The 13,965-nt window shown below is 43.3% G+C and carries 11 protein-coding genes; 3 read left to right on the top strand and 8 right to left on the bottom strand.

What is annotated here, in order from left to right; genetic code table 11:
* Window positions 1-21: 21 nt before the first annotated feature.
* The 3 genes from AC0YOD_RS00675 to AC0YOD_RS00665 all read right to left on the bottom strand — a co-directional run bounded on the left by AC0YOD_RS00675 (window position 22) and on the right by AC0YOD_RS00665 (window position 4,526).
* Complete coding sequence (locus AC0YOD_RS00675) at window positions 22-996, bottom strand: ABC transporter permease (protein ID WP_475797332.1); 975 nt, start codon at window positions 994-996, stop codon at window positions 22-24.
* Between the two features lie 187 nt (window positions 997-1,183).
* Window positions 1,184-3,406 carry a helix-turn-helix domain-containing protein gene (locus tag AC0YOD_RS00670; protein WP_475797331.1) on the bottom strand — a complete coding sequence of 741 codons (2,223 nt, stop codon included), beginning with the start codon at window positions 3,404-3,406 and terminating at the stop codon, window positions 1,184-1,186.
* A gap of 235 nt (window positions 3,407-3,641) precedes the next feature.
* Window positions 3,642-4,526: a helix-turn-helix domain-containing protein gene (locus AC0YOD_RS00665; protein WP_475797330.1), complete on the bottom strand. Its 885-nt coding sequence runs from the start codon at window positions 4,524-4,526 to the stop codon at window positions 3,642-3,644.
* Between the two features lie 131 nt (window positions 4,527-4,657).
* Between AC0YOD_RS00665 and AC0YOD_RS00660 the strand changes: the two genes are divergently transcribed.
* Together AC0YOD_RS00660 and AC0YOD_RS00655 are read left to right on the top strand one after the other, a co-directional pair.
* Window positions 4,658-5,653: a Gfo/Idh/MocA family protein gene (locus AC0YOD_RS00660; RefSeq protein WP_475797329.1), complete on the top strand. Its 996-nt coding sequence runs from the start codon at window positions 4,658-4,660 to the stop codon at window positions 5,651-5,653.
* Window positions 5,650-6,636, top strand: coding sequence for a Gfo/Idh/MocA family protein (locus tag AC0YOD_RS00655; RefSeq protein WP_475797328.1), 987 nt, complete (start codon window positions 5,650-5,652; stop codon window positions 6,634-6,636). Before AC0YOD_RS00660 ends, AC0YOD_RS00655 begins: the two co-directional genes overlap by 4 nt.
* Window positions 6,637-6,728: 92 nt before the next feature.
* Here AC0YOD_RS00655 and AC0YOD_RS00650 read toward each other — a convergent pair whose 3' ends face one another.
* Window positions 6,729-7,544, bottom strand: a complete 816-nt coding sequence (locus AC0YOD_RS00650) for a phytanoyl-CoA dioxygenase family protein (protein WP_475797327.1) — start codon at window positions 7,542-7,544, stop codon at window positions 6,729-6,731.
* Window positions 7,545-7,658: 114 nt separating this feature from the next.
* Here AC0YOD_RS00650 and AC0YOD_RS00645 point away from each other — a divergent pair, with 114 nt between their 5' ends.
* Window positions 7,659-8,459 (top strand): helix-turn-helix domain-containing protein, encoded by an 801-nt coding sequence (locus tag AC0YOD_RS00645; RefSeq protein WP_475797326.1) that lies wholly within the window; start codon window positions 7,659-7,661, stop codon window positions 8,457-8,459.
* Between the two features lie 73 nt (window positions 8,460-8,532).
* Here the strand turns inward: AC0YOD_RS00645 and AC0YOD_RS00640 are convergent, their stop codons facing one another.
* The 4 genes from AC0YOD_RS00640 to AC0YOD_RS00625 form a co-directional block, all read right to left on the bottom strand.
* Window positions 8,533-10,074: an extracellular solute-binding protein gene (locus AC0YOD_RS00640; protein ID WP_475797325.1), complete on the bottom strand. Its 1,542-nt coding sequence runs from the start codon at window positions 10,072-10,074 to the stop codon at window positions 8,533-8,535.
* A gap of 66 nt (window positions 10,075-10,140) precedes the next feature.
* Window positions 10,141-11,001, bottom strand: coding sequence for a carbohydrate ABC transporter permease (locus tag AC0YOD_RS00635; RefSeq protein WP_475797324.1), 861 nt, complete (start codon window positions 10,999-11,001; stop codon window positions 10,141-10,143).
* Window positions 10,995-11,855, bottom strand: a complete 861-nt coding sequence (locus AC0YOD_RS00630) for an ABC transporter permease (RefSeq protein WP_475798324.1) — start codon at window positions 11,853-11,855, stop codon at window positions 10,995-10,997. Before AC0YOD_RS00630 ends, AC0YOD_RS00635 begins: the two co-directional genes overlap by 7 nt.
* Before the next feature lie 297 nt (window positions 11,856-12,152).
* Window positions 12,153-13,931: a cache domain-containing sensor histidine kinase gene (locus AC0YOD_RS00625; protein ID WP_475797323.1), complete on the bottom strand. Its 1,779-nt coding sequence runs from the start codon at window positions 13,929-13,931 to the stop codon at window positions 12,153-12,155.
* Window positions 13,932-13,965: the final 34 nt, after the last annotated feature.

The following is a 13,965-nucleotide window of genomic DNA, read 5'->3' as shown; positions in this document are numbered from 1 at the left end:
TCACGCCTTTCCTACTATTTATCAGTAGAGCCCTTCCTGCCCCATTTTCTTAACAATAATGTTTGCGAACAAGACCAACATAAGTCCAACGACATTTTTGAATAAACCAACAGCCGTCGTCAAACTAAACTGAAAATTTTGCAATCCAATTCGGTACACATACGTATCCAAAGTGTCCGCTACCCCGTATACAGCAGGCGAGTACAGCGTTAATATTTGATCAAACCCCGCATCCAACACACCGCCAACACGTAAGATAAGCAGAATCGCAATAACAGGAAGAATGGACGGAATCGTAATATACAATGTTTGCTTCCAACGATTCGCTCCGTCGAGCACGGCCGCCTCGTACATTTGGGAATCTATGCCGGATAACGCAGCCAGATAGATGATCGTTCCCCATCCAATTTCCTTCCAGATGCCCGACATGACTAACGTAAACCGGAAGTACTTCTCGCTGCCCAGAAAGTATATTGAATCAAAACCTAACCATTGAATAATATAGTTGACCACACCCGAGTTTGGAGACAGCATTGTGATCATAATGCCGCCAATAACGATCCATGATAAAAAGTGAGGTAAATAGGATATCGTTTGGGCAATTTTCTTAAATAAAGTAAACCGAAGCTCATTAAATAGAAGAGCTAATATTATCGGAGCCGGAAAACCAAATAAAATATGATAAAAACTGATGACAATGGTATTTTTAATAATTTTCCAAAAGTCTGGCGAAGCCGTAAATAGATATTCGAAATGCTTAAAACCTACCCAAGGGCTCCCCCATATTCCATCACGTATGAAATAATCCTTAAAGGCTAATTGGATACCATACATCGGACCATAAGCAAATATGGCATACCAAATGAGCACGGGAGCTAACAAAAAGAATAAGTACTTATTTTTCACGTATTGGCGCCAAATTGATTTCAACCTCGGAATTTGGGGTTCTAGGCCTTTCTGCTGATCATGGATACCAGCAGTACCTGCTCGGTTCATTGTTGCTAACTCCTTTCAGAAGATAAGTTAAGTGCTGGTGTTGTTCTGACAATCCAAACATAAGGTTTTGTAAGCGCTTTTTCTATTGGATTTTTATTAAAATCATTCAACATTCTTCTTAAATCCATTGCAATTTTTGAGACAAAAGAAAAAGCAACCGAATTTCGGCTGCTTTTTCTTTTTCTTATTAATTTGACAAGGCTTCAGCATTGCCAACATTCCGATATTGCACTGGCGTAACACCATAACGCGTTTTAAACTTGTTGTGAAAATACTGCGGATTGCGGTAACCAACGAGTGCCGATATTTCTGCAACGGACAATCTCTTATCCTCTCTTAATAAGTAAGCGGCCTTCTCCAATCGAATTCGAGTCACATATTCGGTAAAAGATTCATTCATAACCGTTCCAAATAGTGTAGAGATATAGGATGGCGCCAGCGAGGCAACTTCTGAGAGCTTTTGAAGCGATAAGTCTTCATGAATATGTTCATCAATAAACTTCTTTAGTTTATAAATAATCTCAGTATGAGCATGATTCCCTGTTTCCCGTACATGAACAGCAATTTGATCTGACAAGCCACGTATAGATACAATCGTTTCAGCTAACGTTTCCATTTTCAACTCATCGAATAAGCTCGAGGGTTGAACGATTTGCTGGAGATCTAGTTCGATGATCACTTGATACAAAACCGTTACTAATTGCAGCAATCCCAGCTCAACGGTTTCCAGCTGTGTATCGCCTTCTTCCATTGCCTTTTGAAAGTCATCGATAAAACGATGCATAGCAATGTCATTCCCCGCCTTTAAGGCATTTTTGTAAATCTCGAAGGAAAACAGATGGGGCTTCCGATTATAGGCTGATACACGAGAATGAAGAACATTGGCTTCCAGTCCGTAAAAGAAGCAATATCGGTAAGCATGATTGGCGCTTTGATATGAAAATGGTATTTCTTCAGCCGTATGGACTAACGAACCAATGGCAGCGCCGAATCGCCATTCACCAGCTGTTGTACCTTTGATGCCGTTCAATTCTGTTAGGAACATCGTTTCCATTTCATCACGAGTTACGTCAGCCTCGCAATAATAGATGACAGCTGCTTCATGTGTGTTTAATGTAATAAATTTATAGTGGGCATAAACCGCATGTTGTTCATATTTGGTCTTGAAGATTTCTGCGTTGCCCTCCAGCAATCGGATGTAGCTAACTATAAAATGGCATCCTTGAGGTAAGTAATCATCATATTCCAATCCATTCCCAGCGCCTAATACTAGGTTTTTCAGTTCATTTACTTTAGCCCTGGACTCCAAATTTTCTATCTTACTTCCCATTGTATTTATCGTGCTTCCTATGATAGCGTATTCATTCCATATTTGATTTCCGGAACCTGGCGTATAAAAGCTGCGAATATTAGCAACCAGCTTCTTCATCGGGACATATACCTGTTTGGAAATAATATAAGAGATGAATAAACCAATAATTAATACAAGAAGACAGCTTCCAAATATTTTACCTTTAAGCTGTTCCGACGATGATACAAATATATTCATGGGACGGATTAAAGCATAACTCCAGTTAATCTCTGAATTCGGGTTATTCATATAAGATAATACAAATTTATCTTTCTTGCTGTAATAGATATCCTTGACAACCTGATTAGATGCCATCCATTGTTTAGCCATCAAAAGGCCCTCTTCATCATCCGGCCCAGTATGCATCATTAAGCTGCCTTCTTCATTAAAGGCATACAATTTTTCAAGCGGCGAGCTCATTGTGCTAGAGACCATCCCATTCAAATATTCCAGACTCACATCAAGATACATCACCCCTGCGGACTGCTTCGTCAAGGAACCATATGGAAGGGCAATCGCATAAGTCATGACTTCTTCTTCATCAGACAACGTTCTAAACATCCATTGATTTATAGCTGAACTTAACCCTTCATTAATAAAAACGGCATCAGGTGAGTTATCCGGTTTCATATAAAACTGACTGCTATCAACAATATAATTTCCTTTCTGGAAGTACACCGTCACATTGTAAACGCCTTCATTTGCAAGTTTGAAAATTTCAAGGTCTTTACGAAAAGCCGCGATCCGACTCGCATTCCCTTCCCAATTGCTGTCCAGCAAATAATTAAGCATGGATTGGCTCTCTAGCGATAACGTTGATAAAGCACGGTTGCGAACACTATTCTCATATTTTTTCAACAGCGTATTTTCAATAAAATCACTGGATGTAGCCAAACGCTGCTGACTGTCTCTAGCAATCTCATCCACCATCAACCGATTGGCCTGCACATAAAGATATCCTCCTACGAGTCCGATCAAGGTAACCGCCAATAAGGTGAATGATAAGATCAGATGGGTGAAGAAAGATCCCCCTTTTTTGTATTTGCCAATTCTAATCATAAGCTCCCCCCTATTACCTAAAAAAATCAATAACGCTTCTGTGTAAATGAAAGCAATTGTAATTAAAGATACTAAATTGCACAGGCTTTATCTATTATAAAATTTTCATCTTAATAAAAATGCAACTGGGATATTGTTCACTTAAGCTATTATTTGGGCTATCTTGCTTTAAAAAACTAAAAAAGCTTCCTCTCGTCAAAACGAGGGAAGCCCTATTATTGGTACAACTAAAAAATTACAACACTTCCTCTTGCCCCTTCATGTTCTCCTTGAACTGCTTGGGCGTGCAGCCATTGAAACGCTTGAACAGCTCATAGAAATGAGCCATATTCTCAAGCCCTGCTGCAACAGCTATGTCTGTGATATTCATATTACCCATTACGAGCATGCGTTTCGCTTTCGCTATCCGTTTGCGGTTTACGAATTCAGTAAAGGATATCCCCATCTTTTTCTTAAAATATTTTGAAAAATAAACATAACTCATACCAGCAAGCTTACTGACCTCCGTCATGTCTATCTTCTCAGTGAGATGCTTCTCAATGTAAGCGACTACTGGTCGCAATAAATCAGCATCCACGTACTCATGCGCGGATAGCAGCTGCTGGTCGTCATTACGAAGCAATGTTAGCAGTAGATGTTTAATATGCATACTAACTGCAATCTCATAGCCCTTTTTTTTCTCCATCACTTCTTCGTGTATATGCAGCAGAATGTCCCCCACTTCCGCTTGAACATGGGGAAATTTGCTGAACAAATAGTTCAGATCGTCCAGCGGATTCATGATCTCCATGAAATGTCTCGTATAATGCATCATCGCCGGATCGAAATAAGGCTCTAAATCTACATGGAGTACAATATATTGAGCATGCTGTCCTAATCGTATTTGTGCTTTGTGAAGCTGCGAAGAGCCGATAACCATGACTTCTCCTGGATGGAGAATGTAGGCTCTGCTAGGCGTATACATTTCGTGGATGCCATCCAATACAAGAATGAATTCAATCTCCTTGTGATAATGCCATGGCTGTAAACCATACTGTTCGTCGCCACTATGGGAAAATTTCCACACCTTAATGCAGAGTTGCGGATTTTGATAGAGTATAGGCTCTTGAAAGCTGTCCATATTATCTCCTTCTCACTATGATAGATTGAATATGGATACAAATTGACTAAATAATCGCATATACGTTCTTACTGCTCAGCATGTATCATTTGATTTAGAAAAACAAATCATCGTTACAAAGGAGACGGATCATGAAAGTTGCTGTATTAGGTTGCGGCGGACTCGGAAATGTCCACGCAGGAATTTACTCCAAGCTCGATGGTGTGGAGTTGACTGGTTTATGTGACATACAAATCGAATTCGCTAATGCACTGTCCAAAAAGACAGGAGCACCTGCTTTCCAGTCCTTTGAGCAAATGCTCGCTGAGGCTGAATTTGATGCCATAAGCATTACTCTACCAAGTTATTTACACAAAGAATATACTCTCTTAGCTGCAAAAGCAAGAAAACATGTCATAAGCGAGAAGCCAATCGCACTCACTTTAGAAGATGCAAAAGAGATGATTGATTGCTGCGAAGAAAACGGTGTTCGTCTATTTGTTGGACATGTTGTCCGTTTTTTTCCCGAATATATAAACATGAAACATACGATTGATCAAGGAATGATTGGCAGACCTGCCGTAGCACATGCCAGCCGCATTGGCCCGCATCCAGGGGATACCAAAGACTGGTATAAGGATGAATCCAAGAGCGGTGGTGTCATTACCGACTTAATGATTCATGATTTGGATTTCTTGAGATGGAGCTTCGGTGAGATTGATACTGTATATGCGATGGGTCATACAAGCGAGCAATTGGACTATGCCTTGGTAACCCTTCAATTCAGCAACGGAGCAGTCGCTAACGTCGAATCGAATTGGGGATTCCCAGGACCATTCCATACAAAAGCAGAAATGGCAGGAAGCGATGGGCTTATTACAGCGAATAGCTTAAAGAGCAGCTCCCTTCAAATTCATAAGGCAGCATCTTCAGAGAGCAGCTCCTTTGTAACCGTGCCTGAAAGCCCTGGCTTCCGCAGTCCTTATGAGCTTGAGCTTGAGCATTTTATAACATGTATCAAAACCGGCTTGGAGCCCATCGTAACGGCTAACGATGCTTATAAAGCATTGGAGCTGGCGCAAGCTGCCAAGGAGAGCATCCGTACAGGCAAAGCCGTTCATCTCCCATTAGGAGGAAGCACAAAATGAAAAAACTAAAAGTTGGATTAATTAGCTTTGCCCATGGGCATGCATTCTCTTATCTTCAATCTTTACTCGCTTTGCCCGAAGTAGAAGTTGTAGGCATCGCTGATCCTATTGAAAGCAGAGTAAGTCATGTTGTCAGCAAGCATTCATTGCCTTATTACGCCGATTATCATCAACTTCTTGATACTGATGTAGATGCAGTCGTCATCTGCTCGGAAAATTCATTTCACGCTGAGATTACCATCGCTGCTGCAAAAAAAGGAAAACATGTATTATGTGAGAAGCCGCTTGGCATCCAAGTAGAAGATATGAAGGAGATGATCTCCACTTGCCAAGACCATAATGTTCAGCTTATGACCGCTTTCCCTTGCCGATACTTGGCAGCTGTCGTTCAAGCCAAACATGCAATTGATCGAGGCGAGATCGGTGATATTGTTGCCTTCAAAGGATCGAATCACGGTACTGCTCCAGATGGTTGGTTCGTTGACCCTAAGCTATCCGGCGGTGGCGCATTGCTGGATCATACCGTGCACGTCATGGATCTGATGAATTGGTTCAATGGCTCTGAAGCGAAAGAAGTTTATGCCTATGCTGCCACTTTATTCGACGACAAGCTCACTGTAGACGATACGGGTATGATTCATGTGAAATTTGAGAACGGCGTCTTCGGCGTTCTTGATACGAGCTGGTCAAGAAAAGCACCTTATCCAACTTGGGGCGATGTTAATTTGGACATCATCGGTACGAAGGGCGTCATTTCTGTAAATGGTCTTGCTCAGGTCAATGAGCTGTACAGCCGTCAAAATTCGGCAGGTCAATGGAATTATTGGGGTGATAATATGGATGAGCATCTGGTACGTGCATTTTTACAGGCCATTCGGAGCGGTCAGCCTGTTCCTATCTCAGGAGAAGACGGTATGCGCTCCACCCTTGCTGCATTAGCCGGCTATCGTTCAATTAAAGAAGGTCAGCCCGTTTCCATCTAACATTCAGCAATTATAGTATGTCACACATAAAAACAGGATTTGCCAATGAGCTAACGGCAAATCCTGTTTTCATTATAGAGGTGACGTCCAGATTACTTCGATGATTCACTAATAAGCAGAGATTTAAGAGGTACCATCGAATCATCAGGAACATAATATTTGAATTTGTTATCGCTGATTTGACCGAGCAATTGACGGCGGATGGGATCAGCATCCTTTAGGAGGCTTTCCGAAGCCGTATGGTAATCGATTGGACGCATCCAGATCGGACTATAGCCGAGAAACAGCTGTCTTCTTGTAAATTCGGATAGGTTAGGAGAACCGGCATGCCATAAATTTTGCGCAAAAATGAATACGTCTCCCGGTTTTCCGCACACTTGAACTTCCCCATCTAGCTGCTGCCTTACATCTGTATTGTTGGGGTTGTAAGGCTGCTTATGACTGCCTGGAATAACTTTCGTATTGCCGCGGTCAGGCTTCGACATATCACTTAAAATATAACAAGCTTTAATGTAATAGGTAGCTGTAAGGCCAGCAATGACGGGAAATTGCGGATGTGGTCCATCCTGATGCCAATCGATAAAGCTATGCGAAGCTGTCTTGGCTTCATTCGGATTCGGCTTTCTTATCGTCAGGTGGGAAATATGCAGCTGAATATTATGACCGAGCAAATTAACGATTAACGGAAGAATAGACGGTTGATCGATCAAGGAAGCAATCTCAGGATGACGCTCCACGCTGTTATATATATTATGAGCAAGCGTGTCTGGCTCATTTGCAACCACTTCATCGATTGCGGCATTCAGACGATTCACCTTTTCTTGCGATAATACGCCCGGTAAAATCAAGTAACCCTGCTCATTAAATTGATTCATTAATTCCGGAATATTCAGCTCGGCTGTCTTCATTATTCATTCCTCCTACTTGTATTTAATTTAATTATATATAGAGAATATACGTGTTATAATGTATGAATCTTTAAAAACCCTTGTATATAATTTCATAATCGGAGGGGACCTTTTTTGGAGCTGACTCTATTTCATGAGCCTGATCTGAATTACCACGTCTACGTGAAAGACGCCGTGCATTTCCAGAAAACACATGACACTTATGATCACTGGGCTTTGTTTATTGTGGAGGATGGCAGCTTTGACTATAGAATGGGCGATCAAAGCGGCAGGGCGGTTAAAGATGACGTCGTGCTTTGTCCTCCTGATTTGACCTTTTATCGTAAAACGAACGGTTTATCGTTTCATCTAATGGGATTCCAATGGGTCCCTGAACCCGGCTTTACTCATACAAGTTCCAAAGATTTCCCGCTAATCGGGAAGCTCCGCCTTAAGAACAACAAGAGATTTCTGTCTTCCCTCTCCCAGTTTCGCGAAGCTCATTACTTACATGCAAACCTTGCTTTTCAGTACAAAAAACATCTTCTTAAGGATCTGCTCTATCTCTTGCAGATTGAATTATCCGACCAGCAAACGACTCCCTTGTACAGCGAAGAACCTCTGCTTCAGCGAGCTATTCATATGCTGCAGCAGCAAGCTGAGTTTGGAATTTCACTAAAAGAGGTCGCTTCAGAGCTTGGTATAAGTCAGGTGCAATTGACCAGGCTCTTCAAGCGTGAGTTCCGCATCGCTCCCAGCGCATATGCCTCTAATCTACGAATGGACAAAGTCAAGCAGCTGCTCGTTCATTCCTCACTGACCCTTGCCCAAATAGCAGAGCATTGCGGATTTACAGATGAGCATCATTTAAGCAAAAGCTTCAAGAGGCTTTACAGCATCAACCCGTCTTCTTATAGAAAAACATATAGCGTCTAACCCTACGATGGTATAAAGAAGGACAAGCCGACCATGATTGAAATGGTCGGCTTGTTTTAAGTTCTCAGATTATCTAACTTCCGTAGCCCAGCGTTTTAAGCTGCTCAAGAGCACTTTCCATTAATGATTTATAGTTCATGGACGTCTCCAGCGTCTTGATAAAGGCGTCATACTCACTTAATGGGCGTTTATTATAAATAAATTTCGCAATTTCTTCATCCATATAACGATCCGCATCAGCCTTATTAAAGCCCTCCGGATTATCGATGAATCCGTTCAGTGCTTCAACACGCGGTTGGTCATTGGCAAATTCAATTGCAGCAGACTGCGAGGCGAACTTGGCCTGCAAATAGTCCATTTCAGGTCTGCCGGTAAATTGGTACAGCCAGGAATAACCAACTTCGCTAGCTTTATCTGTCATCGTCGGTTTACCATTTTCAAGCGTGAAGTGTGTATCCTTCACCCCAAATTGCACAAGCATCGAACCGCCTTCCGGATTGGAAATATAATTAAGCAGATCGAATACCCGCTGCAGCTTTTCCGGATCCTTCTCTAGCGCCTTCGGAATGGCGAATCGGCCTGGCGTCGCACCAATATCCCATGATCCGTCGAATTGCCCACCTTCACCGGTTGGTGCTGCTATCTGCAGCCATTCCGCGTTCGGATTAACGGTTTTGATTTGCTCAACGAACTGCTCCTTAGTGATATTCGGCCAATCGAGATATACAATGCCCGCCTGCCCTTTGATTGCCTTCTCTTGATGCTGTAGTCCGCTATTAGCCAGCAGCTCGGGATCAACAGACCCTGAAGCAATCATTTTCCTTATGAATTCCAACGCATTCTTCATTGCCGGGTCATACAGAGCATTGACGACTGCCCCATCCTTCTCATAGAAGTTGCCGGGCATCCCAACGCCGAATGCTCCAAATATCGGAGAGAATGCTCCGAGCTTGCCGCCCGTCAAACCGAAGGTGTCAGGTTTGCCATTCCCGTCCGGATCATTTTTGGTGAATGCTTCCGCTACGGATGATAATTGCTCTACTGTCGTTGGCACCTCCAGTTGCAACTTATCCAACCAGTCCTTGCGAATCCAGTAGGTATTGTAAGGAATTTGCGGAGATTTGGAAATAGCGTATACCTTTCCATTTACCATCCCTTTTTTGACACTGTCCTCACCAATGAAAGCTACCGTTTGCTCCAATTTATCCATATATGGCGTTAAATCAAGCAGCAAGCCTTGTTTGGAAAACTGAATAAGCTGCTGGCGGTCAACCATAAACAAATCTGGAAAATTTCCTGAGGCCATACGGACATTCAATTGGTTGCCGTAATCATCTGCCGATGGATAAACGGTCAGGTTTACGTCGATATTCAGAGCTTTATCCAGCTCCTGTTTAATAATATCCTTATCCGGCGATGGCAGGTTGTTCCCGCTCTCGATAATTTCGAGCTTAACCGGCTTACTGTTTGGCTGTGTTGTTTCAGCGCTTGGTTTGGCAGTAGGGCTTGGGTCATTGCCAACATTTTTATTGCCGTCTCCTCCCGAACAGGCTGCAAGCAGAGCACCTAGAATCGAAACGGTTAACATTAAGGAAAATATTTTTTTCATCTTCATATCCCCTTTCTGAATCTTGCTATTTTATAGGTCCGCATAGCTGGCCAGTTATCTATGCAGCCTTGGTCAACCTTTAATAGAGCCGAGAAGCATACCCTTCGTAAAATGCTTCTGAAGAAACGGATAAATAATGATGACCGGCAGACTGGCGATCATTACGGAAGCCATTTGCATCGTTTGGGTGGGCATCATATTCTCCGCATTCTCAAGCGGCTGCTGGCTTTGCATTAGAATTTCCCTGACAATAACCTGCAGCGGGAATAACGAGCGATCGGTTACATAGAAAATCGCTTGAAAAAATTCATTCCAATGGCCGACTAGATAAAACAAGCCTACGGTAAGCAAAACAGGAATCGAGAGCGGGGTTACAATTTGAAGCAATATACGAAACTCTTTGGCTCCGTCCATCCTAGCGGATTCGAACAGTTCCTCAGGCAGCCCTTCAAAAAAGCTCTTCATAATGAGCACATTAAAGCTCCAAACCGCGTTAGGCAAAATCATAGCCCAGATGGAGTCAAGCAGTCCCATTGACTTAACAATCAAATAAGTTGGAATGATTCCTCCGCTGAACAACAGGGTAAACACGATCATTAGCAGAAAAAAGTTTCTTGCCGGCAAATTTCTGCGACTAAGCGGATAAGCCATCAGGGCGGTCAATATAAGATTAACTGCGGTGCCAATAACCGTTATAAGAACGGTAATTTGAAACGCCTTTGGAATATTCGACTCCGTTAACAGCGTCCGGTAGGCAGAGAATGTAATTTCTTTTGGGATCAAAATAAATCCGCCATTACGCAATACTTCCCCGAATGGGGTGATGGATACCGATACGACATACAGGATCGGCAGAATGGCAGCAAGGCCGCATAACCCTAAAATGACATACACGATGCAGTTGAAAATTTTATCATCGAGGCTTTTTACCATATGCCCTCACCCCACTTTTTCGCGATACGGTTGGCTCCTAGTACAAGTATCAGTCCAATGATGGACTTGAACAATCCGACAGCCGACGCCAAGCTGAAATTCAATTGCTGTAAGCCTGTTCGATAGACCCAGGTGTCAAGAATATCAGCAACCGGATAAACCTGAATATTGTAGAGGATGTAGATTTGATCGAAACCGGCATCAAGCAGATGACCAAGCTTTAGAACAAACAGCAGGACGATAATGCTTCTGATTCCCGGCAGCGTAATATGCCAGATCATGCGCAATCGGCTGGCACCGTCTACTTTAGCTGCTTCGTAGAGAGTAGGATCGATTCCTGCCATCGCAGCTAAATAAATAATCGCTCCCCAGCCAAGATTTTGCCAAACCTCAGAGCCTACCAGAATGCTTCGGAAATAATCCGTGGAGGTTAGAAATGGGACTGAGCTGCCCCCCGCTTCTACAATCCAGCGATTTATCAAACCGCCGTTTTGAGAGAATAGCGTTAGAAGAATACCGAAAATAATGACCCATGATAAGAAGTGCGGCATATAAGTAAGCGTTTGAACGATAGACTTTAACCAGCGAACACGGCATTCATTCAGCAGCAGCGCCAGTACGATCGGAGGCAGCGTACCCCAGACCAGCTTGTATAAGCTGATTAATATCGTATTGGTCAACAGCTGACCAAAATAGGGCGATTGATAGAAGTCCTGAAAATGCTTATACCACGGATTGATCCATGAGCTACCCGTTATACCATCTAGGATGGCAAAATCTTTAAAAGCAATAATAACTCCATACATCGGAAAATAACGAAATATGATGAAATAAATGACACCAGGCAGCAGCATGATGTAAAATGCCCGGAATCGCCAGATGGCTCTGAGAATCGACTGCAGCTTCGTAAGCGGAGCAGGTCGTATCTGAGGGGCGGGTGTCAGGTTTTGATTGGCTTCCATCGTTTCCCTCCTTTTATGAATGCGCTTCCAATAATGTAAGTATAAACACCTTCAACCAGCGCCGATATACACAAATACGTAAATAATGTACAGATTTACGGATAATTAGATCGCACTGCACCTCTTAAAGACGACTACATACGTAAAGAGGCTGTCCCGCGGGACAGCCTCTACTACTCCAATATGAGCTTAACGCCATATGCCTAAACGTTCATCGCTTTCCGTTAGAATAGGCATATCGACACGAATAACGGTTCCTGCTTCTCTCGCGCTTCCGATACGCAAACCGTACGGCTCACCGTAATGAATTCGTATCCTTTCATGCACATTGCGCAGCCCAATGCCTGTAAATCTGTACGCAGAGCGCTCCTGAGCGAGCTCGTCTTGTAGAAGCTTTTTCATTTTCTCCCTTGGGATACCTATACCGTCATCACGCACATAGAGTCTCAACATGCTCTTCTCCAGCTGACCTTTAATGATTATAAGGCCTCCGTTATGCGGCGTTATTCCATGAAACAACGCATTTTCTACGAGCGGCTGAAGAGTAAGCTTAAGAATCCGGTAATGCAGCAGGTCAGGATCGATATCAATCTTATATTTGTATTGTTCTCCATAACGGACTTGTTGGATGTGCATATACATCCGCAGCCCTTCCAGCTCTTCTTCCAACGAAACATACTCTGATTGCTTGTCAAAGCTAAAGCTCAATAACTTAACCAAAGAGCGGATCGTATCGCGCACCTCGTCAATCCGCTGCTGCTTGGCCAAGCTGCTTATGCAAGCAAGTGTATTATACAGAAAGTGCGGCGCGATCTGACTTCGCAGCATCTTCAGCTCATATTCCTTCTTTTGCTCCTCCGCCGACTTCGTTTTCTGCAGCAGGCTCTGGATCCTCTCGAGCATGGCATTATAGCTTTGCGTCAGCCTTCCGATCTCATCCCTTCTCGTAACTGGCAGCTTCGCCACGACTTGCAGGTTTTCTAGCCTGTCCATTTTCTCGACAAATCTGCGGATCGGATGAGTGAAGGATCGGCTGAGCAGATACGCGCTGAGCAGCAATACGACGATCCATACGATGATCGCCGTCCGATAATTATTGTTCAGCTTCTGCAGGTCTTGATAGAAATAGTCCTCTTCGATAAAAGCAGCCAAAGACCAGCCCAAACGGTTTTTCGTCGATTTCACAGCTACTAGCGGTTTCAAGGAATTCCCTTCAATACCGCTAACACCGACTTTAAGTGAAACGAGCTGCTTAAGAAAGTCGTCCTGGAGCTGCGGCGGATAGGAAGCTTGTTGAAAAGGAAGAAGCCTATCGCGAGAATCCAGACGGTTAATAACATTACCATCCTTCGTAAACAATACATAGGATTGATAGATCATTGGTGCTATTCGTTCAGTAAGCAAATCCAAATTCAACTCGACAAAGGCTACTCCTTGCACTTGTTTATTCTCATCAGTAATCGGCAATACATAGGCAATCGTATGTCCGGACATCGGTGAATAATAGGGTTCGCTAACGTTAATAGCCCCATAGTTTTGTAGAGCAAGCTCATAGAGCTCCTGCAAGCGGGGATTGCCGATGATCTCATAATAGACCTGTGCGCTCGCAAAAACCTTGCCGTCGGCTCGAACCATGTATAGCATCTTAGCTATCGAATTGTTATAATCGGCGAATTTGCGCAGCGTATCGACGGCCCCCTCCTCATTTCCCTCCTCCAGCAAATCCGCGCGGGTTGAGAGCAGCAGCAGCATATTTTCTACATTGTCCAAACTGGCATCAATATATTGGTTGGTCCGGCTTACGAGCAGCTCAGCATCACGAACCACTTGATTTTGCAGCAAGCTCTCAGCCTCATGCAGATTGCGCCATGCAAGCACCAGAACCAGCAGAAGAGTGACGATAAATAAATAGATAAACTGCTTGGTGGCAAGACCAAGGCTGGCATACCAATTAAACAGCTTCGACATATTCTCCATTCCCCCGCGCATGGTATCTCATGCA

The sequence above is a fragment of the Paenibacillus sp. J31P13 genome (assembly GCF_056269295.1).
The sequence above is the reverse complement of the archived record's forward strand: the minus strand, read 5'-3'. Positions and strand labels throughout refer to the sequence as shown.

Excerpts from the sequence above, each read along its gene's own strand:
- AC0YOD_RS00655 (WP_475797328.1), top strand. The coding sequence starts at position 5,650 with ATGAAAAAACTAAAAGTTGGATTAATTAGCTTTGCCCATGGGCATGCA.
- AC0YOD_RS00660 (WP_475797329.1), top strand. The coding sequence starts at position 4,658 with ATGAAAGTTGCTGTATTAGGTTGCGGCGGACTCGGAAATGTCCACGCA.
- AC0YOD_RS00670 (WP_475797331.1), bottom strand. The coding sequence starts at position 3,406 with ATGATTAGAATTGGCAAATACAAAAAAGGGGGATCTTTCTTCACCCAT.
- AC0YOD_RS00630 (WP_475798324.1), bottom strand. The coding sequence starts at position 11,855 with ATGCTGCTGCCTGGTGTCATTTATTTCATCATATTTCGTTATTTTCCG.
- AC0YOD_RS00675 (WP_475797332.1), bottom strand. The coding sequence starts at position 996 with ATGAACCGAGCAGGTACTGCTGGTATCCATGATCAGCAGAAAGGCCTA.
- AC0YOD_RS00635 (WP_475797324.1), bottom strand. The coding sequence starts at position 11,001 with ATGGTAAAAAGCCTCGATGATAAAATTTTCAACTGCATCGTGTATGTC.
- AC0YOD_RS00665 (WP_475797330.1), bottom strand. The coding sequence starts at position 4,526 with ATGGACAGCTTTCAAGAGCCTATACTCTATCAAAATCCGCAACTCTGC.
- AC0YOD_RS00625 (WP_475797323.1), bottom strand. The coding sequence starts at position 13,931 with ATGTCGAAGCTGTTTAATTGGTATGCCAGCCTTGGTCTTGCCACCAAG.
- AC0YOD_RS00640 (WP_475797325.1), bottom strand. The coding sequence starts at position 10,074 with ATGAAGATGAAAAAAATATTTTCCTTAATGTTAACCGTTTCGATTCTA.
- AC0YOD_RS00650 (WP_475797327.1), bottom strand. The coding sequence starts at position 7,544 with ATGAAGACAGCCGAGCTGAATATTCCGGAATTAATGAATCAATTTAAT.